The organism is Streptomyces cinnamoneus (assembly GCF_002939475.1).
Lineage (GTDB): Bacteria > Actinomycetota > Actinomycetes > Streptomycetales > Streptomycetaceae > Streptomyces > Streptomyces cinnamoneus_A.
Map to the genome: position 1 here is coordinate 3,415,496 of NZ_PKFQ01000001.1, position 18,866 is coordinate 3,434,361.

20 protein-coding genes are annotated in these 18,866 nt (G+C 71.8%); 11 read left to right on the forward strand and 9 right to left on the reverse strand.

Translation table 11 applies throughout. The features are described 5' to 3' along the window. Nucleotides 1–42: 42 nt before the first annotated feature. Nucleotides 43–735 carry an HAD family hydrolase gene (locus tag CYQ11_RS14810; RefSeq protein ID WP_099200057.1) on the reverse strand — a complete coding sequence of 231 codons (693 nt, stop codon included), beginning with the start codon at nt 733–735 and terminating at the stop codon, nt 43–45. Between the two features lie 243 nt (nt 736–978). Here CYQ11_RS14810 and CYQ11_RS14815 point away from each other — a divergent pair, with 243 nt between their 5' ends. After that, a complete protein-coding gene (locus CYQ11_RS14815; RefSeq protein WP_099200056.1) occupies nt 979–1,980 on the forward strand; it encodes a ScbA/BarX family gamma-butyrolactone biosynthesis protein in 1,002 nt (333 codons plus the stop codon). Nucleotides 1,981–2,084: 104 nt separating this feature from the next. After that, a complete protein-coding gene (locus tag CYQ11_RS14820; RefSeq protein WP_338105601.1) occupies nt 2,085–3,152 on the forward strand; it encodes an alpha/beta hydrolase in 1,068 nt (355 codons plus the stop codon). A gap of 28 nt (nt 3,153–3,180) precedes the next feature. On the opposite strand, the gene CYQ11_RS14825 is transcribed toward CYQ11_RS14820, so the two are convergent. After that, nucleotides 3,181–4,554 (reverse strand): alpha/beta hydrolase, encoded by a 1,374-nt coding sequence (locus CYQ11_RS14825; RefSeq protein ID WP_099200055.1) that lies wholly within the window; start codon nt 4,552–4,554, stop codon nt 3,181–3,183. 378 nt (nt 4,555–4,932) lie between these two features. On the opposite strand from CYQ11_RS14825, the gene CYQ11_RS14830 reads away from it, so the two are divergent. After that, on the forward strand, nt 4,933–6,357 hold the full coding sequence (locus tag CYQ11_RS14830) for a carotenoid oxygenase family protein (RefSeq protein ID WP_099200054.1): 1,425 nt from the start codon (nt 4,933–4,935) through the stop codon (nt 6,355–6,357). Between the two features lie 220 nt (nt 6,358–6,577). Then, nucleotides 6,578–7,882 carry a vWA domain-containing protein gene (locus CYQ11_RS14835; RefSeq protein ID WP_099200053.1) on the forward strand — a complete coding sequence of 435 codons (1,305 nt, stop codon included), beginning with the start codon at nt 6,578–6,580 and terminating at the stop codon, nt 7,880–7,882. Here the strand turns inward: CYQ11_RS14835 and CYQ11_RS14840 are convergent. The 6 genes from CYQ11_RS14840 to CYQ11_RS14865 all read right to left on the reverse strand — a co-directional run bounded on the left by CYQ11_RS14840 (nt 7,879) and on the right by CYQ11_RS14865 (nt 11,777). Further along, nucleotides 7,879–8,094, reverse strand: a complete 216-nt coding sequence (locus CYQ11_RS14840) for a hypothetical protein (RefSeq protein ID WP_099200052.1) — start codon at nt 8,092–8,094, stop codon at nt 7,879–7,881. The genes CYQ11_RS14835 and CYQ11_RS14840 overlap by 4 nt on opposite strands. Continuing rightward, complete coding sequence (locus CYQ11_RS14845) at nt 8,091–8,744, reverse strand: response regulator transcription factor (protein WP_099200251.1); 654 nt, start codon at nt 8,742–8,744, stop codon at nt 8,091–8,093. The genes CYQ11_RS14840 and CYQ11_RS14845 overlap by 4 nt, the downstream gene beginning before the upstream one ends. 130 nt (nt 8,745–8,874) lie before the next feature. Beyond that, nucleotides 8,875–9,471 carry a Uma2 family endonuclease gene (locus tag CYQ11_RS14850; RefSeq protein ID WP_099200051.1) on the reverse strand — a complete coding sequence of 199 codons (597 nt, stop codon included), beginning with the start codon at nt 9,469–9,471 and terminating at the stop codon, nt 8,875–8,877. Nucleotides 9,472–9,530: 59 nt separating this feature from the next. Next, on the reverse strand, nt 9,531–10,457 hold the full coding sequence (locus CYQ11_RS14855; protein WP_240003460.1) for a hypothetical protein: 927 nt from the start codon (nt 10,455–10,457) through the stop codon (nt 9,531–9,533). Further along, a complete protein-coding gene (locus CYQ11_RS14860; RefSeq protein ID WP_240003459.1) occupies nt 10,454–11,227 on the reverse strand; it encodes a MerR family transcriptional regulator in 774 nt (257 codons plus the stop codon). Before CYQ11_RS14860 ends, CYQ11_RS14855 begins: the two co-directional genes overlap by 4 nt. 22 nt (nt 11,228–11,249) lie before the next feature. Further along, the gene (locus CYQ11_RS14865) at nt 11,250–11,777 is read right to left on the reverse strand and encodes a DUF1203 domain-containing protein (RefSeq protein WP_099200050.1); all 528 of its coding nucleotides are present in this window, start codon (nt 11,775–11,777) and stop codon (nt 11,250–11,252) included. A gap of 87 nt (nt 11,778–11,864) precedes the next feature. Here CYQ11_RS14865 and CYQ11_RS14870 point away from each other — a divergent pair, with 87 nt between their 5' ends. From CYQ11_RS14870 to CYQ11_RS14900, 7 genes are all read left to right on the forward strand, one after another. Further along, nucleotides 11,865–12,689, forward strand: coding sequence for a class I SAM-dependent methyltransferase (locus CYQ11_RS14870; RefSeq protein ID WP_099200049.1), 825 nt, complete (start codon nt 11,865–11,867; stop codon nt 12,687–12,689). A 79-nt stretch (nt 12,690–12,768) separates the two neighbouring features. After that, nucleotides 12,769–13,206, forward strand: coding sequence for an ester cyclase (locus tag CYQ11_RS14875; RefSeq protein ID WP_099200048.1), 438 nt, complete (start codon nt 12,769–12,771; stop codon nt 13,204–13,206). Between the two features lie 198 nt (nt 13,207–13,404). Next, the gene (locus CYQ11_RS14880) at nt 13,405–13,626 is read left to right on the forward strand and encodes a hypothetical protein (protein ID WP_181143891.1); all 222 of its coding nucleotides are present in this window, start codon (nt 13,405–13,407) and stop codon (nt 13,624–13,626) included. Next, on the forward strand, nt 13,623–13,859 hold the full coding sequence (locus tag CYQ11_RS14885) for a DUF7848 domain-containing protein (protein WP_099200046.1): 237 nt from the start codon (nt 13,623–13,625) through the stop codon (nt 13,857–13,859). Before CYQ11_RS14880 ends, CYQ11_RS14885 begins: the two co-directional genes overlap by 4 nt. A 126-nt stretch (nt 13,860–13,985) precedes the next feature. Next, a complete protein-coding gene (gene metG, locus CYQ11_RS14890; RefSeq protein WP_099200045.1) occupies nt 13,986–15,713 on the forward strand; it encodes a methionine--tRNA ligase in 1,728 nt (575 codons plus the stop codon). A 145-nt stretch (nt 15,714–15,858) separates the two neighbouring features. Continuing rightward, the gene (locus CYQ11_RS14895; RefSeq protein WP_099200044.1) at nt 15,859–16,263 is read left to right on the forward strand and encodes a response regulator; all 405 of its coding nucleotides are present in this window, start codon (nt 15,859–15,861) and stop codon (nt 16,261–16,263) included. Nucleotides 16,264–16,274: 11 nt separating this feature from the next. Next, the gene (locus CYQ11_RS14900; protein WP_181143664.1) at nt 16,275–16,853 is read left to right on the forward strand and encodes a DinB family protein; all 579 of its coding nucleotides are present in this window, start codon (nt 16,275–16,277) and stop codon (nt 16,851–16,853) included. A 69-nt stretch (nt 16,854–16,922) separates the two neighbouring features. On the opposite strand, the gene aspS is transcribed toward CYQ11_RS14900, so the two are convergent. After that, nucleotides 16,923–18,710 carry an aspartate--tRNA ligase gene (gene aspS, locus CYQ11_RS14905; protein WP_099200043.1) on the reverse strand — a complete coding sequence of 596 codons (1,788 nt, stop codon included), beginning with the start codon at nt 18,708–18,710 and terminating at the stop codon, nt 16,923–16,925. Nucleotides 18,711–18,866: the final 156 nt, after the last annotated feature.

Genomic DNA, 18,866 nt, shown 5'->3' on the forward strand with positions numbered 1-18,866 from the left:
GCCCGGCGCGATCGTCCCTGGCGATCGCCGGAGCCGGCGAATTCACCAGAGCGTTCCCGCCCGTGCCTCGGCGTCCACGGTACGCAGAAGCTCTTCGTCGATGGCGGAAAGCGTCTCCACGACGTGCCGCACACCGGCCGCACGCATCAGCTCCCCTTGGAAACCATGGGCAAAACCGGACGGGTGTCCGATGAATGCCACGCCCAGCGAGCGCGCCGTCTCCGCCACGCGCGCCACGTCGTCGATGAAAAGCGCCTCGTCCGGACGGAGGCCGAAGACGTCACCGGTGATCTCGGCGATGCCCGGGCGGAAGTCATTGGTGCACACGTACCCGGGACCGTCGAAGAGGTCGGCGTGCTCCCCCAGATACCGGTCGAAATGCTCGGCGGTGAGCCCGCCGTAGCAGACCGTGCGCAGGCCCAGGGCGCGCAGGCGGTGCAGCAGGTCCACCGCGCCGTCGAGGATGCGGATCGGGTCCTTCTCCAGATACGCGGCGCGTTCTTGGAAATAGACCTCCAGCACCCGCTCCGGGGTCCAGTCCACGCCCGCCGCATCGGCCAGCGCGGCGGCCGCGACCAGCTGTGTCTGGGAGAAGACGGCACGCTCCACGTCGGCCGTGTACCGGCCGCCCCGGCTGGTGACGAAGTCGTGGATCACCGGACTGAACGTGTCATTGAGAAGGACGCCGTCGATATTGACGGCGGCCAGGCGTATCCGGCTCAGCGGCGCGGCCACAAATGACCTCCAATGTCAGGCGAAGTGCTCGGAAATTAAACCGTCAAGCACCCCTTCGCCACAGCAAAAGAGGCGAGAGAGTTGAGTCACATTCGGACTGGTAGGTCATCGGCCGAGACGTATCTTTACCCCCGAGGGGCGTTGACCTAGGGAACGTTGACACTCTAAAAGAAAACCGGACAGCACGCACCTTGACAGTCGGCGGACAACCCGCCCTGCTTCCTGGCCATCTGAGGGAGAAACATGTCCCGGACCATCTGCGCGCCAGCGGCCCACGCCGCGGCCCTGCCCCGGCTCACCACCACCGTGCCCCGGGAGTTCGTCCACCGGGCGGCGGTGGCCGAGGTCCTGCTGACGGGCTGGCGGCGGGAAGGCGAGGACCGCTTCCTGGTCACCGCCCAGTGGCCGCGCGGGCACAGCTTCTTCACCCCGGTCGCGGGCGCCGGGGGCCGGCGGCACGACCCCATGCTGGTCACCGAGACCATCAGACAGGTCGGCTCCCTCATCGCCCACGCCGAGTTCGACGTCCCGCTCGGCTACCAGTTCCTCATGTGGGACCTGTCCGTCACCACCCACCCGGAGCGGCTGGCCGTCGGGCCGGTCCCCGCGGAGCTGGTGCTGGAGGTCCGCTGCTCCGACGTCCGCCGCCGGGCCGGCACCCTGGCCGGGCTGCGCTACGACGTCGTCCTCCGCCGCGACGGCGCGATAGCCGCGACCGGGAACGCCTCGTACACCTGCGCGTCCCCCGAGGTCTACCGCCGGCTGCGCGGCAACCGCGAGCCGGGCCTGCCCACCCGGACGGCACCCGCCGTCCCGCCGGAACTGGTGGGCCGGCACTCGTCCTTCGACGTGGTCCTCGCCCCCGCCGCGTCCCCCGCCGGCGGTCCCGCGGACGCCTCCGCCGCCGGCCGGGCGGGCCGCTGGCTGCTGCGGGCCGAGGGCGACCATCCGGTCCTCTTCGACCATCCCGTCGACCACATCCCCGGCATGGTGCTGCTGGAGGCCGCCCGTCAGGCGTCGGCCGCCCTCGCCCCCGCCGCCTCCGCCGTCACCCCCGCCTCCTTCACCAGCAGCTTCCACCGCTACGCCGAGCTGGACCTGCCCTGCTGGATAGAGGCCGAGCGCGACGAGCCCGACGCCGCGGGGGCGTTCGTCAGCCGCGTCAGCGGACACCAGGACGGCGAGCCGGTGTTCTCCTGCACGATCACCACCACACCGCCGGCCGACCCGTCCGTGTGCCAGTGATCCCATACCGGCAACGCGCCGCCGTTTCCTCGTTAGGGTCTTGCGCGTCCACTGGCCCGGACCGCCGCGTTGACCCGGGCCGCCGAGCCGAGGGAGCGCTTCGCGTGCTGAGTCTGACCGGAACGGCCTTCTTCGCGCTGCTCATCGGGCTGTGCGTGCTGGCCGTCCTGGCCACGCTGCTGCTGTGGGCCCGGCTCCGGGGGCCGCGCCCGGTGCGCTGGCTGGGGCGCATCGCCCTCATCGCGCTCTGCCAGGCCACCGCCATCTGCGTCGTCGCGGTGTGGATCAACTCCACGTACGGGCTCTACGCCTCCTGGAGCGACCTGCTCGGCCGGACCGACGACGCCGGGCCCGTGGCGATGCCCGGGCCGCCCGCCCACCGGGCCAAGTTCACCCGCGGTGACAACGGCATGCAGGAGACGTACTTCCACGGCTCCCGCTCCAAGCTCTCCGGCCAGGTCATGGTGTGGACCCCGCCGGAGTACCGCGACCCCCGCTACCGCCACACCGCCTTCCCCGTGGTGATGCTGCTGCACGGCGTCCCCGGCTCGCCGCAGTCCTGGCTGGAGCAGGGCAGGATGCCGGGTGCCTACGAGCGGCTGCTGCGCGGCGGCGCGACCCGGCCCTTCATCCTCGCCGTGCCGATCATCAACCCCGGCGGCGTGGACACCGACTGCTCGGACGTCCACGACCGCAAGGTCGCCACGTGGCTCGCCTCGGACGTGCCCGAGCTGGTCCACGAGCACTTCCGCACCGGCCCCGAGCCCAGGGCCTGGGGCGTGCTGGGGATCTCGACCGGGGGCTTCTGCGCGGCGAAGCTGCCGTTGCAGTACCCGAAGGTCTTCGGTGCCGGCGCCGCGCTCGACCCCGACCCGCTCAGCGGTGACGGGGGCGCGCTGGCCGACCCGGCCGTGCGCGAACGCAACAGCCCGACGCGGCTGGTGCGGCACAGCAGGGCCGACGTCGGGCTGTTCCTGGCGACCTCCCGGCAGGACCGGGGCAGTCCGCCGCGCTACATCGAGGAGTTCCAGCGGGAGGCGGCGGGCAGCCGCGTCCGGCTGAAGACGATGCTGCTCGCCTCCGGCGGCCACAACTACGGCACGTGGATCACCCTGTACCCGGCGGCCTTCGGATGGCTGGGGGAACAGCTGGCGGGCGGCCCCGGCCGCTGACCGGCCGGCCTGCCGCTGCCGCGCCCTCCTACTCCTGCGCCTCCTCGTCGGGCCGGTCCCCCGTCCCCTTGCCCTCCGGCCGCGCGGACGGCTCGCCCGGCTCGTCGCCGGCGGACCCGCCCGCCTTCTCCTCGCCGCCTCCGGCGGATTCGGGCCTGGGCTCCTCGGAGGTCCCCGGCTCGGGCTTCTTGCCCTCCTGCGGCTTCTTCTCCGGCGGCTTGGGCTTGTCGGCGGTGTCCTGCGGGAAGGTGAGCTGCTGGCTCATCCACTCCAGCACCGGCCCGATCTCCCGGCGCCAGGTGGTGAAGTGGTGGCTGCCCTCGGGGAGGATGATCGACGACGCGGTCATGGGCTCCTTGACGGCCTTGAGGAACTTCTCGGTCTCGCCGTAGTTCTTCTCGCCCTTCTTGCTGCTGGTCACCAGCACCGACACCCTCGGTACGGGCATGTGCTGGAGCCGCCAGACCAGGTCGTGCTCGCGCTGCTTCTGCTTCGCCGCCTCGCCGCTGCCGAAGAGGTTGCCGGTGGTGAGGTCGTTGCCGACCTTGTAGTCGCCGGAGAGCGCGGCCGCGGCCGGGTAGACGTCCGGCTGGCGCATGGCGAGCTGGAGGGCGCAGGTGCCGCCGGAGGAGTAGCCGAGGACGCCCCAGGCGCTCGGGTCCGCACCGACCCGGTAGGTGCTCTTGAGGGCGTCGGGCAGGTCCTTGGTGAAGAAGGTCTCGGCCTGCGGCCCGTCCGGCACGTCGACGCACTCGGTGTCGCGCGGCGGGGCGATGGTCGGGCGGACCATCACGATGACCGTCGGCTGCATCTTGTTCTCCGACAGCAGCTTGCCGGCGGTCTGGGGCACCTGGAGGTGCTGCGCGAGATTCATGATGCCGCCCGGATAACCGCTGATCACGACCATGACGGGGAAGCGGTGCCGCTCGTACTGCTTCTGGAAGTACTGCGGCGGCAGATAGACGAAAGCCGGGTTGACGGCGCGGGACCGCTGGCCGACGATGCGGACCGACTGGACCTTGCCCTCCTTGTCGGCCGCGCCGCGCGGAATTCCGCCCACCTTGTCGAGGCCCTGTGGTCCGGCCGGCTGCACCAGGCCGTCCTTTGACGAGCCGACCGTGGCGTACGGTCCGCCCTTGCCCATCTCATTCACGTTGACGGGGGCCTTGTCGACCCGCCCGAGGAGCTGATTCCAGGTGCCGTAGAACTCTCCCCAGGAATTCACCGCGAGCATCAGCGCCGCCACGATCGCCAGCTGGGTCATGAGGATCGAGCCCAGTCGTCCCAGTACGGGCAGCACCCCGCGCCCGGCCAGACGTGGCCAGACCCACACCGTGAGTCCCACACACAACACGGCGGCGAAAACCACCGTGTACAAGAGTGACCGGCTGGTCAGGCCCATGTGCCTCTCAACTCCCTGCCCCCGTGGTGGGTACCCGTGTTCGCGTCCGGCAATACTTACCGATAAAGAGGCGGGAACGGGCGGAGAGGGTTGCTCTGGACCTCTTTATTGCCCTGCTCTTGGCCTGCCCGTGCCCTTCGCTTCCCCCTGCGTTCCCGAGCCGGAAACGGAAGCGGAAGGAAGTGCGCGCCGGCCTGCCCGGCGCGCGAACGCCGGGCGGATCCGCGCCCGTACCGGCTTCCCGCATCCGGTGACGCCCCGCTTGAGCCCAGGTGGAGACTGGCCGAACCCTTCCTTCCGATGGATGGTGGAGGAGCGGCTCCGCGGTGGGGGCACCGCCCGGCGGCAGCCGGGGGAGGGCCGGGGGAGGTGAGCGGCATGAACGACGCGACGAACGGCCCCGCGAGCACGGCGCGGGACCTCGCGGGCGCCACGGCGAACCCGTACCTGCGCGGCCTCTTCGCCCCCGTCCACGACGAGGTCACCGCCTTCGACCTGCCCGTCACCGGCCGTCTCCCCGAGACCCTGCGCGGCCGCTACCTGCGCAACGGCCCCAATCCCCTGCCCCCGGTCGACCCCGCGTCCTACCACTGGTTCGGCGGCGAGGGCATGGTCCACGGCGTCCGGCTGCGGGACGGCCGCGCCGAGTGGTACCGCAACCGCTGGGTCCGCTCCGACGCGGTGGCCGGGCGGCTGGGCGAGAAGCTGCTGCACGGGCCGCGCCACCTGGGCATGGACTTCGCGCCCAACACCCACGTGCAGTCCTTCGCCGGGCACTGCCTCGCGCTGGTGGAGGGCGGCTCGCTGCCGTACGAGCTGGATCCGGAGCTGTACACGATCGGCCCGTTCACCTTCCACGGCACGCTGCCCGGCGGTTTCACCGCGCACCCGGCCGTGGACCCGCACAGCGGGGAGATGCACGCCGTCGCGTACTGCCTGACCTGGCCGTACGTGCAGTACCTCGTGGTGGGGACGGACGGCCGGGTCCGTCGCCGTGTCGACGTTCCGGTCGACGGGCACCCGATGATGCACGACTTCTCGCTCACCGTGCGGTACGTCCTGCTGTACGACCTGCCGGTCGTCTTCGACGGGCGCCGCGCGCCGGGGGCCTTCCCCTGGCACTGGGACCGAGGGCGGCCGGCCCGGCTGGGAGTGCTGCCGCGCGAGGGCGGGGCGGGCGACGTGCGCTGGCTGGAGGTCGAACCGTGCTTCGTCTTCCACCCCATGAACGCCTACGAGCACGACGGCCGTTTCATCACCGTCCACCTCGTCGGCTACGAGCGCCTCTTCGACGGGGAACGCCCGGTGCCCGAGCTGTGCCCGGCCCACCTCGAGCGCTGGACCGTCGACCTGGCCGCCGGGAGCGTGCGGCGCGTGCGGCTGGACGACCGCCCCGTCGAGTTCCCGCGCGCGGACCCGCGCCGGCTGGCCCGGCGGCACCGCTTCGGCTACGCCGTGCGGGCCCGGGCGGGCGGGTCCGGCGGTGCGGGAGGTTTCGGGGCGGGGCTGGTCAAGTACGACCTGGCGCGCGGCGGCAGCGAGGAGTTCCGGATGCCGCCGGGCGGGGACGTGGGCGAGGGGGTGTTCGTGCCGGCGTCGCCCGGGGCGGCGGAGGACGAGGGCTGGGTGCTGGCCTTCGCGTACGACCCGCTGCGCGAGGCGACGGACCTGGTGGTGCTGGCCGCCCAGGACTTCGCGGCCGGCCCGGTCGCGCGGGTGCACCTCCCGGTGCGGGTGCCCGTCGGATTCCACGGCAGCTGGATCCCGGACCACGAGCCCGGGCGGGACTCCTACGACCGGTGAGAGGCGGTGGTGACGGGTGGCGGCGGTGCGATATGACCGGTGAGGGCGGGTAAGGGCGTAGCCATTGCGCCATTTGTGACACACGCTGTTCGGCGTGTCGGGTGTGAACGTACGGGACCTGACTTGACGGCTAGCCTTACGTAGGCGTCAAGCTCGGGGACATTTCCCCGCAGTACGGACATTTCAATCGCACCCGAGACACATGAAGGAAGAATTCCCCATGGGCATTCGGAGTCTGCTGCGGAACGCTTTCGGCCGGTCCAGGACAACCGGGCGCGACGAACCGAGCCTGCCCCAGCAGAGTGCGGGACCCGACAGCACCCCCGCCGCCACCGTGTCCGTCCCGGCACAGCCGACCGCTGAGACCGCCGACCGCGTCGGTCAGAGCGCGCCGGAAGCGGCCTCGGAGCAGGTCGTCGAGACCGTTCCGGAGCAGGTGGCCGCGGCCGCCGCGGAGCGCGTCGCCGAGGACGTTCCCGGGCCGGCCGGCGCGACGGTCCCCGACCCGGGCCCGCTCGGCCCCATCCCCATTCCCGGCCCGCCGCGCCCCGAACCGGTTCCGGAGCCCGAGCCCGAGCCGACCCCGATGCCGCAGCCGAAGCCGGTCCCCCAGCCGGAGCCCACGCCCCGGCCCGACCCGAACCCGGTGCCCGAGCCGCCGCCCGGCCCGGACCCGGAGCCGGCCCCCGCGATGGAGACGGCCCCCGTGGAGACCGCCCCCACGGCGCCTCCCGGCACCGAGCCCCTCCCGGAGCCCGACCCCGTCCCGACACCCGTGCCGGACCCCGAACCGGAGCCCGAAGGCGCCCCCGCCATCAGCCTGGAGAAGGTGCGGGCCACCGCGCCCGCCCTGGTCAGCCTCTACAAGACGGCCGGCGTCTCGCTGAAGAAGCAGGGCCTCGCCGGGCGCCGGGCCGCGGTCTACCTCGTCCTCGACCGCTCGGGCTCCATGCGCAACTACTACAAGGACGGCACCGTCCAGCACCTCGCCGAGCAGGCGCTGGGCCTGGCGGCCCACCTCGACGACGACGGCGTCGTACCCGTCGTCTTCTTCTCCACGGACGTCGACGGGACGGCGGAGCTGGACCTGACCGACTACGAGGGCCGCATCCAGGAACTGCACGCGTCCTACGGCCACATGGGCCGCACGAACTACCACTGGGCCATCGAGGCCGTCGTCGACCACTACAAGAAGTCCGGCGCGACCGACCCCGCGTTCGTCATCTTCCAGACCGACGGCGCCCCCTACAGCAAGGCGGCCGCGGAGAAGGCGCTGTGCGAGGCGGCGAAGCTGCCGATCTTCTGGCAGTTCGTGGGCTTCGGCGACCCGGAGGGCAAGGGCTTCGACTTCCTGCGGAAGCTGGACGACCTCGCCGTGCCGGAGAAGCGCGTCGTCGACAACGCCGGCTTCTTCCACGCCGGCCGCGAGCCGAAGCTGCTCTCGGACGGCGAGCTGTACAAGGAACTGATGGTGGAGTTCCCGGAGTGGCTGGAGGAGGCCCGCGCGGCGGGCATCATCCGCTAGCCGGCGCCGCCGCAGGCCGTGCCCGCGCCAGTTCCACCACCACGTGAAGGCCGCTTCCCGCCCGGGGGGCGGCCTTCGCCGTCCCGCCACTCCTGCGTGCCGGCCCGCGAGAGCACGGTGACGGTGGCCGGCAGGCCCGTGCCGAGGACCAGGAAGACCGCCCCGTGGGCGACGGCGATGCGCGTGCGGGCGGCGAGGACGGGCCGCCTCACAGGGCGTACCCGACGCCCTGCACGGTGCGGATCAGCGGGGGTTCGCCGAGCTTGCCGCGCAGCGTGCCCAGGGCGACGCGCACGGCGCCGGTGAAGGGGCCGGCGTGGGCGTCCCAGGCCCTCTCCAGCAGTTCCTCGGCGCTGACGACGGCGCCGTCCGCCTCCAGCAGGATCTGCAGCACGGCGAACTCCTTGGGCGAGAGGTCCAGCTCCCGCCCGTCCCGCTCGGCGGTGCGCCGCACCGTGTCGAGCCGCAGCCCGGACCGCTCCAGCAGCGGCGGCGCGGGCCGGGCGCTGCGCCGCCGCAGGGCCCGTACGCGGGAGACCAGCTCGGGGAACTCGAACGGTTTGGGCAGGTAGTCGTCCGCCCCGAGGTCCAGCCCGGCGACGCGGTCCTCCATGGAGCCGGCGGCGGTGAGCATGAGGATGCGGGTCCGGGACCCGGAGGCCACGAGACGCCGGGTGACGTCGTCGCCGTGGACGCGCGGCAGGTCACGGTCCAGCACGACCACGTCGTAGTCGTGCAGGCCCAGGTAGGCGAGGGCCGCGTCGCCGCTGTAGACGGTGTCCACGGCGAAACCGGCCCGCCGCAGTCCGGTGGCCACGAGTTCGGCCAGCACCTCTTCGTCCTCGGCCACAAGCACCCGCATGATGTCCGCGTTCCTCTCGTCCGGCACGCCCCCTTTCCTTCCAGGATGCGGGTGTACCGGACGAGATGTTTCGCAAACGTCTCGGTTGGGCGGGAGTGATGGGGGGGGGCGGGGCGCGGGGGCCTGGGGGTCAGGAATCGTTCTCGGCGGGACCCGTGAACTTCCCCAGCTCGGCCGTCTCCAGCGTGAAACCGACCGGCTCGGGGAGGTCGACGGGCTTGCCGAAGGGATGAGTGAGCAGGCAGCGGTACTCCCCGGCCTCCGGCTGCCAGTGCACGGTCACGGTGTGGTGATCGCGGTCGACGAGGAGGTAGACCGGGATGCCGGCGGCGGCGTAGCCGTCGCGCTTGTCGACGCGGTCACGCTGGTTGGTGTCGGCGTCGCGCGAGGTCACTTCGACCAGCATGAGTACGCCGTCGGGGTCGGACCAGCTGCCGTGCCCCTTGAAGTGACCGTCCGGCGCGAGGGCGGCGTCAGGAATCGCCCGCCCCTTGCGGTACGCCTCGACCTTCATGTGCCGGGCGCCATAGAGCCAGAGGTCCGGACGGTGCTGCATGCACAGCCTCTGGAGCCACCTGACGATCTCCTCGTGATCCCCGTCCGGCACGGGCTTGACCTCGATCCTTCCGTTGATGAATTCGAGCCGTACGGTCTCGGGGGCCTGGCGTGCGAGCTCTTCGAACTCTTCGACGCGGATCAGGGGTCGGTCAGCCGTGCTGTGGGTCATGGTGGCGCCTCCTTCCCTCCATGGTGCCCCGATGTCGGGAGGCGCATCGTGTACGGCGGTCATGTGTGCAGCCTTTCGTTCGTCCGGGCGGCAGCCCGCAGCTCGTCCACGCGGGCGCGGATCTCCGCCGCGGTCCAGGCGTGTGGCTGCGGGGGGCGGGGTTCGCCGCGGCAGTCGCGGCAGAGGCCACCGGGAAGGGCCTCGGGGCGGCCGGGGACGGCGCAGACCGCGCACTCCATGACGCGCAGGGGTGAGGGACCGGCCTGGGCTGCCCGTTCGGGTTCCGGCGGGAGCTTCTCGACCAGGCGGGTGCGCATCAGCGCCGCGGGCGAGTGGACTTGGGGCGGCAGGCCCGCCGTGAGGGCCGCTAGCAGCCGCGCTTCGCCCGCGCCGCGCGCGAACCACTCCGCGGCGAGCGGTTCGAGCGCGGCGCAGTCGGCCGCCGAGAGCGGCAACCGGTCGTCGGCCGCGGTCAAGGTGGCGAGCGCGGCGTACGCGCGGGAGCGGGCGGGGCGGCCGGCCGGGGTGGGCGCGGGGGCGGGCTCCGCGTCGGGCCGCGGCTCCTCGCCGCGCGTCATCCGCCCCCACCACGCGTCGTCCCGCGCCGCGCGGGAGAAGTACGTCGTGGTCACCCACCGCATGCCGCCGCCCTCCGCGGGGCGGTGCTCGCGGAACCGCCGCAAGTGGCCCGCTCCGTGGAGGCGGTTGAGGGCGGTACGACAAGCTGCCTGGCCATAGTCGGGGCTGAGTTTGGCGAGGGTCTTGGCGTCCATGGCCGCCCCCTCGGGGAGGGAGTCGATCAGCGCGGCGACGGCGGCCGCACGCCACACCCTCACCACCGCCAGGACCGCCAGCGCCACGAGCACGGCGGGGACCACCGCCCACGGCACCTGTCCCACCGCCGCCAGCGCGCAGCACACCGGGAGCGTGAGGAGCGTCGGCACCGTCGTGGCGAGCGCCGAGCGGACGTGGATCCCGCGGCTCATCGGCGTGCCTCGCCCAGATACGCGGCCACCTCGCGCCACTCGTCGGCCGGGGCCGCCGCGTCGCCCGACATCGCCGCCGGGTCCTCGTGCCACGCCCGCCGCACGCCCGCGGCGATGCCCGCGTCGCCGCCCGTGAACAGCGTGCTCAGCTCGTCCATGCGCGCCACCAGCCGCCGCACCCGCGCGTCCGTGGGCGCGACGCCGGCCGTGCGCAGCGCCTCGGCCCGGCGGTAGAGCTCGGGCCATTCGACCTCCAGCAGGTAGTGCGCGGCGGGGCCGAGCGCCGCACCGCGCGTGCGCAGGACCTCTACCTGGTCGGCGTCCAGATGCCGGCCGAGGGCGCCTTCGCTCTCGGGTCCCGTGCGGCCGAGGGCCCGCAGCGCGTCCAGCAGCGACGTGGTGCTCGGCGTCTCGTCGCCCGCCAGCTCCTCCCCCAGGCGCACAAGGCGGCGGCGCACGTCGTCGAGTGCCGCGATCGACGCCTCCACGCGTCCGAGGTGGTCGTGGACGAGCCGGACGGGGTCGATGCCCCTGTCGAGGCAGACCGTGATGGTCTCAAGGCCCAGGCCCAGGCTGCGCAGGGCCAGCACCTGGTACAGACGGGCCACGTCGTCCCCGTCGTACTCCCGGTGCCCGCCCGCCGTGCGACGTGAGGGGCTGAGCAGGCCGATGGTGTCCCAGTGGTGCAGGGTGCGGACGGTCAGACCGCTCGCCGCAGCGAGCGGGCCGACCTTCCAGGTGGTGGCCGAAGCCGGTTCGGAGGCGGTCATACGGCCACCTTGCATCCTCACGTCAGGTGAGGTTCAAGTCCGCAGCACGCCGCACCTCCATCAGGAAGCACCCGAACTCCACGGCCCGGACGTGCACCAGCGCCACCTCCGGGTCCGCGAAGACCCCGCGGAGCGCGTCGTCCACCTCGGCGACGCGCTCCACCGGGATCTCGACCAGCGTGCCGCCGAGGATGTGCCCCCGTGCGTCGTACGCGCGCAGCATCCGCCGCGCCCCGTGCATGGCGGCCGGGTAGCCGGGGCCCGAGGTCTGTCCCCCGCACGCGTCGGCGTGGACGAACACCGGGCCGCACTCGTCGTACGCGCCGGGCGCCGCGCCCGTCTCCGCCGCCCAGCGGCGCAGCGGGGCGTACGAGACGAGAGCGATGTGCTCGCCCGCCGCGCTGTGCCGCAGGCAGCAGCGCAACGGCGCGCCGCCCTCCGTGTCGGTGAAGGGCTCGCGGGTGAAGCCGGCGTCGTCCTGCTCGCGCAGCCGCCGCAGGACGGCCGGGTCGATGGCCCGGGCCTCGTAAGCGGGTGTCGTCGTGGTCATGCATCCCAGCATCCGCAGGTGGAAGCGGCCGCGCTGGCGGTATTCAGACGCCGCGTTGAGCCGGGGAGGGAGCGGTAACGTGGATTCGTGGGCCGGGAGAAGGTCACCCTGCACGGTGCCCCGGAGACGATGCTCGCCACGCTCTACGGCAGAGCCCTGGACAGCCGTGCCCCCTGTCCCGTCCTCGGCGACGAGGAGGCCGCCCGGGCCGTGGCCCGCATCGACTACGACTTCCGCAGGACGGGGATCACCCGCATCAACGCCGCCGGCATCGCCCTGCGCGCCAAGCTGCTCGACGACTGGACCGCGGAGTTCCTGGCCGACCACCCCACCGCCACCGTGCTGCACCTGGCCTGCGGCCTGGACACCCGCCCCCACCGGCTGGCCCCGCCGCCGACGGTCCGGTGGGTGGACGTCGACTACCCCGAGGTCGTGGCGCTGCGCGACCGGCTGCTGCCGCGTCCCCCCGGCGACTACCGCGTGATCGGCGCCTCCGTCACGGACGGCCGGTGGCTCGGCGAGGTCCCCGCCGACCGCCCCACCGTCACCGTCTTCGAGGGCCTGTCCATGTACCTCCGCAAGGAGGACGGCAAGCGGCTCGTCCAGGGCGTCACCGGGCGGTTCCCGAGCGGTCAGCTGCTGTTCGACTGCTTCAGCGGTCTGGGGATCCGGCTGCAGAAGCTCGTGACCCCGGTGCGGCGCGCCGGGGCGACCCTGCACTGGGCCGTCGACGATCCGGACGAGCTGGAGGGCTGGCACGAGGGCCTGCGATGCGTGGACGTGCTGCGCAGCGTCGACATGCCGGAGGTCGACAAGCTGCCGCCGGCGGGGAAGCTGGGGCTCTGGGTGATGACACGGACGCCGGGCTGGCGGAACGTCGCCCGCATCGTGCGCTACGAGTTCGAGAACTGACGTGCGCGTCCGCGTCCGGTCCCCCGGGGCCCCGGCGCGTCCCCGGCCCTCGGGGCGACGGACCCCCATACTGCGACATATGTCGACTATCGAGGAGAACAAGAAGCTCGTCCGCCGCTTCTACGCGGAGATCGACAAGGGCAACGTCGACGTCCTCGACGAACTCGTCGCCGAGGACTACCTGGACCACTCGCCACCGCCGTTCCCGGGCTTCCCGCCGGGCCTGACGGGTCTGAAGCAGATCTTCCGGCTGTTCTGGGAGGCGACTCCGGGCACACACGAGATCGAGGACCAGGTGGCCGAGGGCGACAAGGTCGCCACGAGGCTGCTCTGCCGCGGCGTCCACGAGGGCGACCTGCCGGGCATCCCGGCGACGGGACACCCGCTCACGATGACGGCCACGGTCATCCATCGCATCGAGAACGGCAAGTTGGTGGAGAAGTGGTCGGACAAAGACCTGCTGTCGTTCCTCCAGCAGCTGGGCGTCATGCCGGAGATCGGCAGGGCGCCGGAGTGACCTCCGCGGGGCCGCGCGGGGAACGGGCGTTCCACGGGCCGGCGGTGGACCGTGGGTCGGCGCCCCGCTTCGGACACGGGTTCGCCCCGCCGCCCCGGGGCGTGCGGGGCGTACTCCCTCACCACCGTTCCGCGCAACCACTCTCCGTGTCCATTCAGTAACCGATCAGGCTACGCAGGAGTGGGCATGGATAGGGGCGTGAGCGATGAAATCCCCCTCAGCACCTACGCCGTCGACATGCGCACCGGACGACTCGGCCAGGTCATGGACCACCACGCCGGCTACGTACAGCTACGACCGCCCCGCGGCGGGCTGGAGTGGAACTGCCCTCCGGAGCACGCCCGCCCCGCGGCGGACCCCACCGCCCCGGAGGAGGCCGGCGCCGGCAGCGGGGCCGAGAGCGGGAGGCCGCGGCCGTGACTGCACGAACGGTTTTCCTGTTCGGGGCGTGGACGCTCGCACCGGACAAGGAGCCCGACGCGGAGCCCATCACCTACGCCATGCAGTGCGCGGTCTGCGGGGAGACCTCGGCCGCGGACGAGGACGCCGGGCAGGCGCAGAACTGGACGTTCCAGCACGCCGGGCGGAACCCCTCCCACCACACCTACCGGGAGCTGATCATCAGGCCGTGGCGGGCCTGGATGCGTGCCTGAGCCCGGCCGGCGGGAGCCGGTCAGCCTTGACACAGGCGCAATAATCGCCGCGCGGTACCCCCCTGGCGCTCGGATACGCTAAAGGTGCACCCAAAACCCATACACACCGACCAGGGAGCAGCCGCAATGGCTCGACACCTCATCACCAGCGCCCTTCCCTATATCAACGGGATCAAGCACCTGGGCAACATGGTGGGGTCCATGCTCCCGGCGGACGTGTACGCCCGCTTCCTGCGCCAGACCGGCCGCGAGACGCTCTACATCTGCGCCACCGACGAGCACGGCACGCCCGCCGAGCTCGGCGCCAAGGAGCTCGGCCTGCCGGTCGACACCTTCTGCGCCCAGCAGCACGACGCGCAGAAGGCGATCTACCAGGGCTTCGGCCTGTCCTTCGACTACTTCGGCCGCAGCTCCTCGCCGGAGAACCGGGAGATCACCCAGCACTTCGCCCGGCAGCTGCAGAAGAACGGGTTCATCGAGGAGCGGTCGATCCGCCAGGTGTACTCGCTGGCCGACGGCCGCTTCCTGCCCGACCGCTACATCGTCGGCACCTGCCCCCACTGCGGCTACGACAAGGCACGCGGCGACCAGTGCGAGAACTGCACGCGCGTGCTGGACCCGACCGACCTGATCGACGCCCGTTCGGCGATCAGCGGCAGCAGCGACCTGGAGGTGCGCGAGACCAAGCACCTCTTCCTCCTCCAGTCGAAGCTCCAGGGCGAGGTCGAGGCGTGGATCGACGAGCACGGCAAGGACTGGCCGGTCCTGGCCTCCTCCATCGCCCGCAAGTGGCTGACCGAGGGGCTCAACGACCGCGCCATCACGCGCGACCTGGAGTGGGGCGTGCCCGTCCCGGCCGACACCTGGCCGGAGCTGGCGGCCGAGGGCAAGGTCTTCTACGTCTGGTTCGACGCGCCGGTCGAGTACATCGGTGCGACGAAGGAGTGGGCCGGTCAGGACCCGGAGAACCGCGACTGGAAGTCGTGGTGGTTCGAGGCCGACGACGTCCGCTACACCCAGTTCATGGGCAAGGACAACGTCCCGTTCCACACGGTGATGTTCCCGGCCACGCAGCTCGGCACCCGCGAGCCGTGGAAGAAGGTCGACTACGTCAAGGCCTTCAACTGGCTCAACTACTACGGCGGCAAGTTCTCCACCTCCCAGAAGCGCGGCGTCTTCACGCACGACGCGCTGGAGATCCTGCCCGCCGACTACTGGCGCTACTTCATGATGGCCAACGCCCCCGAGTCGGACGACACGTCCTTCACGTGGGAGCTGTTCTCCGCCACGGTCAACAAGGACCTCGCCGACGTCCTCGGCAACTTCGTCAACCGCGTCCTGTCCTTCTCGCGCAAGCGCTTCGGTGACGAGGTCCCGGCGGGCCTCGAGTCCGGTGCCGCGGAGACGGACCTCGGCCGTCAGGTCGCGGAGCTGCTCGCCGAGTACGAGCGGTACATGGAGGAGATGCAGTTCCGCAAGGCCGCGCAGGCGCTGCGCGCCCTGTGGAGCGCGGGCAACTCCTACCTGGAGGCCAAGGCCCCCTGGCTGGAGATCAAGACCAACCCCGAGGGCGCCGCGCTCACCCTGCGCACGGCCATGAACCTCATCCACCTCTACGCGATCGTCTCCGAGCCGTTCATCCCGGCCTCGGCGGCGGCCATGCGCTCGGCCTTCCAGCTGGCCGACGACACGGCGACGTGGGTGACCTCCGACGAGGCCAAGTCCCTGACCTTCGTCCCGGCCGGCACGCCGTTCACCGTGCCGCCAGTGCTCTTCGCGAAGATCACCGAGGACGACCTGGCGGCGTACCGCGAGCGCTTCGGCGGGGGCGAGGAGGCCGGCGCGCAGGCGTAGGCACTCCCTCCGGCCCGCCGCGCCGGGGCCCGGGACCTGCTGGGTCCCGGGCCCCGGCGCTTTGCGTTGATCGATCAGCAATCGTTCGTTCAGCCCGTCCGGCCAGCATGAGCATGTTGACTCATGGGGGAGACGAGGAAGAGCAGTGTTCGATAAACGCACCGGCCTTACCGGCGACACCGGCAAACGCATCACCGTCAGCATCCACGCCGACGACGAGCTCGGCGGGCGCCGCCTCGTCAGACAGCTCCGCTCCCTGCCCGGGGTGCACGTCGTGCGGGGCGACGAAGTCCCCTCCGTCGACCTCCTGCTCATGGGGCGCCACGACGCGGACGCCCCGGGCACCCTGCGCGAGCTCGCGCGCGGCGGCCGGGCGCCGCTGGTCGTGGTGGCCGACGACCTGGGCGAGAGCGAGCTGATGGCCGTCGCGGAGTACGGCGTACGGGCCGTGCTGTGGGGGCACCGGCTGACGCCGGGGCGGCTGTCGAGGGCCGTGCACGAGGCCGCCGGGTGCTGCCCGAAGCTGCCCATGGTCACGGCCCTCGTGTGAGACTGGGCGCCATGTCCGACGCCGAAGCACCCGCCGCCGAAGCCGCCGAGCTGTTCGAGCCGCTGCCGGACGGGCGGACCATCCCCGCCCTGACCGCCGACGAGCGCACCACGCTGGAGAGTTGGCTGGCCTTCCACCGGGCCACCCTCGCCCACAAGTGCACCGGCCTGACCGACGATCAGGCCCGCACCGCCGCCGCCCCGCCTTCCCGGCTCAGCCTCCTCGGGCTCGTACAGCACATGACCGAGGTCGAGCGGGTCTGGTTCCGCCGCGTCCTCCTCAAGGAGGCGGTCCCCCTCGTGCACGGCCCGGACCGGACGCCGAAGCGCCTTGAGGACATGGACGAGACGAGCGGCGGCTTCGAGGTCGACGACGACGCGACCCTCGCCGGCGCGCTGGCCGCCTGGCGGGCCGAGACCGCGACCGCCGACGCGAACGCGGCACCGCTGCCGCTCGACGCCACGGGCGAAGCCCTCGGCAAGAAGGTCTCCCTGCGCTGGATCTACGTCCACATGATCGAGGAGTACGCGCGGCACAACGGACACGCGGACCTGCTGCGCGAGCGCGTCGACGGCTCCGCCGGGTACTGACGACGCGAAAGGGCCGGGACCTCGGCGGTCCCGGCCCTTCCTACGCGCTGCGCGTTCCCGCGCGGCGCGTCACTTCGTCGGCTTGTACGGCGTCGGCTTCGCCGCGCCCTTGTAGATGCTGAGGTGCAGCTCCTTCAGGCGGGCGTCCTCGACCTCGCTGGGCGCGCCCATGAGCAGGTCCTGGGCGTTGCCGTTGAGCGGGAAGGCGATGGTCTCGCGGATGTTCGGCTCGTCGGCCAGCAGCATCACGATGCGGTCGACGCCCGGGGCGATGCCGCCGTGCGGCGGGGCGCCGAACTTGAAGGCGCGCAGCATGCCGCCGAACTCCTTCTCGACCTCCTCGTTCGAGTAACCGGCGATCTCGAAGGCCTTGTACATGACCTCGGGCTCGTGGTTGCGGATGGCGCCGGAGGACAGCTCGGTGCCGTTGCAGACGATGTCGTACTGCCAGGCGAGGATGTCCAGCGGGTCCATCGTCTCCAGGGCCTCAAGGCCGCCCTGGGGCATGGAGAAGGGGTTGTGGGAGAACTCGATCTTGCCGGTCTCCTCGTCCTTCTCGAACATCGGGAAGTCGACGATCCAGCAGAACCGGAAGACGTTCTCCTCGAACTGGCCGGCGCGCTTGGCGGCCTCGACGCGCACGGCGCCCATGATCTTGGAGACCTCGTCGAACTCGCCCGCGCCGAAGAAGATCGCGTGGCCGGGCTCCAGGCCCAGGCGCTCGGTGAGGGCCTTGACGTCGTCCTCGGTGAGGAACTTGGCGATCGGGCCGGTCAGGGCGTTCCCCTCGCCGACGCGGACCCAGGCCAGACCCTTGGCGCCCTGCTCGACGGCGAACTCGCCGAGGCCGTCGAAGAACTTGCGCGGCTGGTCCTGGACGGCCGGCACCGGGAGCGCACGGACGTGCTTGCCCGCGAACGCCTTGAACTCCGAGCCCGCGAAGACGTCGGAGACGTCCACGAGCTCCAGCTTGGCGCGCAGGTCCGGCTTGTCGGAGCCGTACTTCAGCATCGCCTCGCGGAAGGGGATCCGCGGGAAGGGGGAGGTGACCTCACGGCCGCCGCCGAACTCCTGGAAGAGCTCGGTCATGACCTTCTCGATGACCTGGAAGACGTCCTCCTGCTCGACGAAGGACATCTCCATGTCGAGCTGGTAGAACTCGCCCGGCGAGCGGTCGGCGCGGGCGTCCTCGTCGCGGAAGCAGGGCGCGATCTGGAAGTAGCGGTCGAAGCCGGCGATCATCAGCAGCTGCTTGAACTGCTGCGGGGCCTGCGGCAGGGCGTAGAACTTGCCGGCGTGCAGGCGCGAGGGCACCAGGAAGTCGCGCGCGCCCTCGGGGGAGGTGGCGGACAGGATCGGGGTGGCCAGCTCGTTGAAGCCCAGGGCGGTCATCTTCTGCCGCATCGCCGAGATGACGGCGGAGCGCAGCAGGATGTTGCGGTGCATGCGCTCGCGGCGCAGGTCGAGGAAGCGGTACTCCAGACGGCGCTCCTCGTTCACCCCGTCCTCGGTGTTGATCGTGAAGGGGATCTGGTCGGCGGCGCCCAGCACCTCGACCTCCGAGACCTCGATCTCGATCTCGCCGGTGGGCAGGTCCGGGTTGACGTTCTCGGCGCCACGGCTCATGACCTTGCCGTCCACGCGGACGACGGTCTCCTTGGTGAGGTGGCTCAGCGCCTCGTTCGCCGGGGTGCCCGGACGGGCCACCAGCTGGACCAGGCCGTGGTGGTCGCGCAGGTCGATGAAGAGGATGCCGCCCAGGTCGCGCCGATTGTGCAGCCAGCCACTCAGTCGCACGTCGGTGTCGACGTCAGCCGCACGGAGCTCGCCGCAGGTGTGGGACCGGTACCGATGCATCGTTCATCCAAGTCGTGGTCGAGGGCGTTGGTCGAGAAGGAGCGCTGCAGGCGCCGCACGCCACACACCGGGTCGCTGTGCGGGGAGCTGCATACAGCACCAAGCAAGGGTACTGCCCCACCCGGCATCGGTGGTCTCGGTGCTGTATACCGGCCT

Coding starts and splice junctions, on each gene's coding strand:
- CYQ11_RS14815 (WP_099200056.1), top strand. CDS start 979: ATGTCCCGGACCATCTGCGCGCCAGCGGCCCACGCCGCGGCCCTGCCC.
- CYQ11_RS14825 (WP_099200055.1), bottom strand. CDS start 4,554: ATGGGCCTGACCAGCCGGTCACTCTTGTACACGGTGGTTTTCGCCGCC.
- CYQ11_RS14830 (WP_099200054.1), top strand. CDS start 4,933: ATGAACGACGCGACGAACGGCCCCGCGAGCACGGCGCGGGACCTCGCG.
- CYQ11_RS14835 (WP_099200053.1), top strand. CDS start 6,578: ATGGGCATTCGGAGTCTGCTGCGGAACGCTTTCGGCCGGTCCAGGACA.
- CYQ11_RS14845 (WP_099200251.1), bottom strand. CDS start 8,744: ATGCGGGTGCTTGTGGCCGAGGACGAAGAGGTGCTGGCCGAACTCGTG.
- CYQ11_RS14850 (WP_099200051.1), bottom strand. CDS start 9,471: ATGACCCACAGCACGGCTGACCGACCCCTGATCCGCGTCGAAGAGTTC.
- CYQ11_RS14855 (WP_240003460.1), bottom strand. CDS start 10,457: ATGAGCCGCGGGATCCACGTCCGCTCGGCGCTCGCCACGACGGTGCCG.
- CYQ11_RS14860 (WP_240003459.1), bottom strand. CDS start 11,227: ATGACCGCCTCCGAACCGGCTTCGGCCACCACCTGGAAGGTCGGCCCG.
- CYQ11_RS14865 (WP_099200050.1), bottom strand. CDS start 11,777: ATGACCACGACGACACCCGCTTACGAGGCCCGGGCCATCGACCCGGCC.
- CYQ11_RS14875 (WP_099200048.1), top strand. CDS start 12,769: ATGTCGACTATCGAGGAGAACAAGAAGCTCGTCCGCCGCTTCTACGCG.
- metG (WP_099200045.1), top strand. CDS start 13,986: ATGGCTCGACACCTCATCACCAGCGCCCTTCCCTATATCAACGGGATC.
- CYQ11_RS14900 (WP_181143664.1), top strand. CDS start 16,275: ATGTCCGACGCCGAAGCACCCGCCGCCGAAGCCGCCGAGCTGTTCGAG.
- aspS (WP_099200043.1), bottom strand. CDS start 18,710: ATGCATCGGTACCGGTCCCACACCTGCGGCGAGCTCCGTGCGGCTGAC.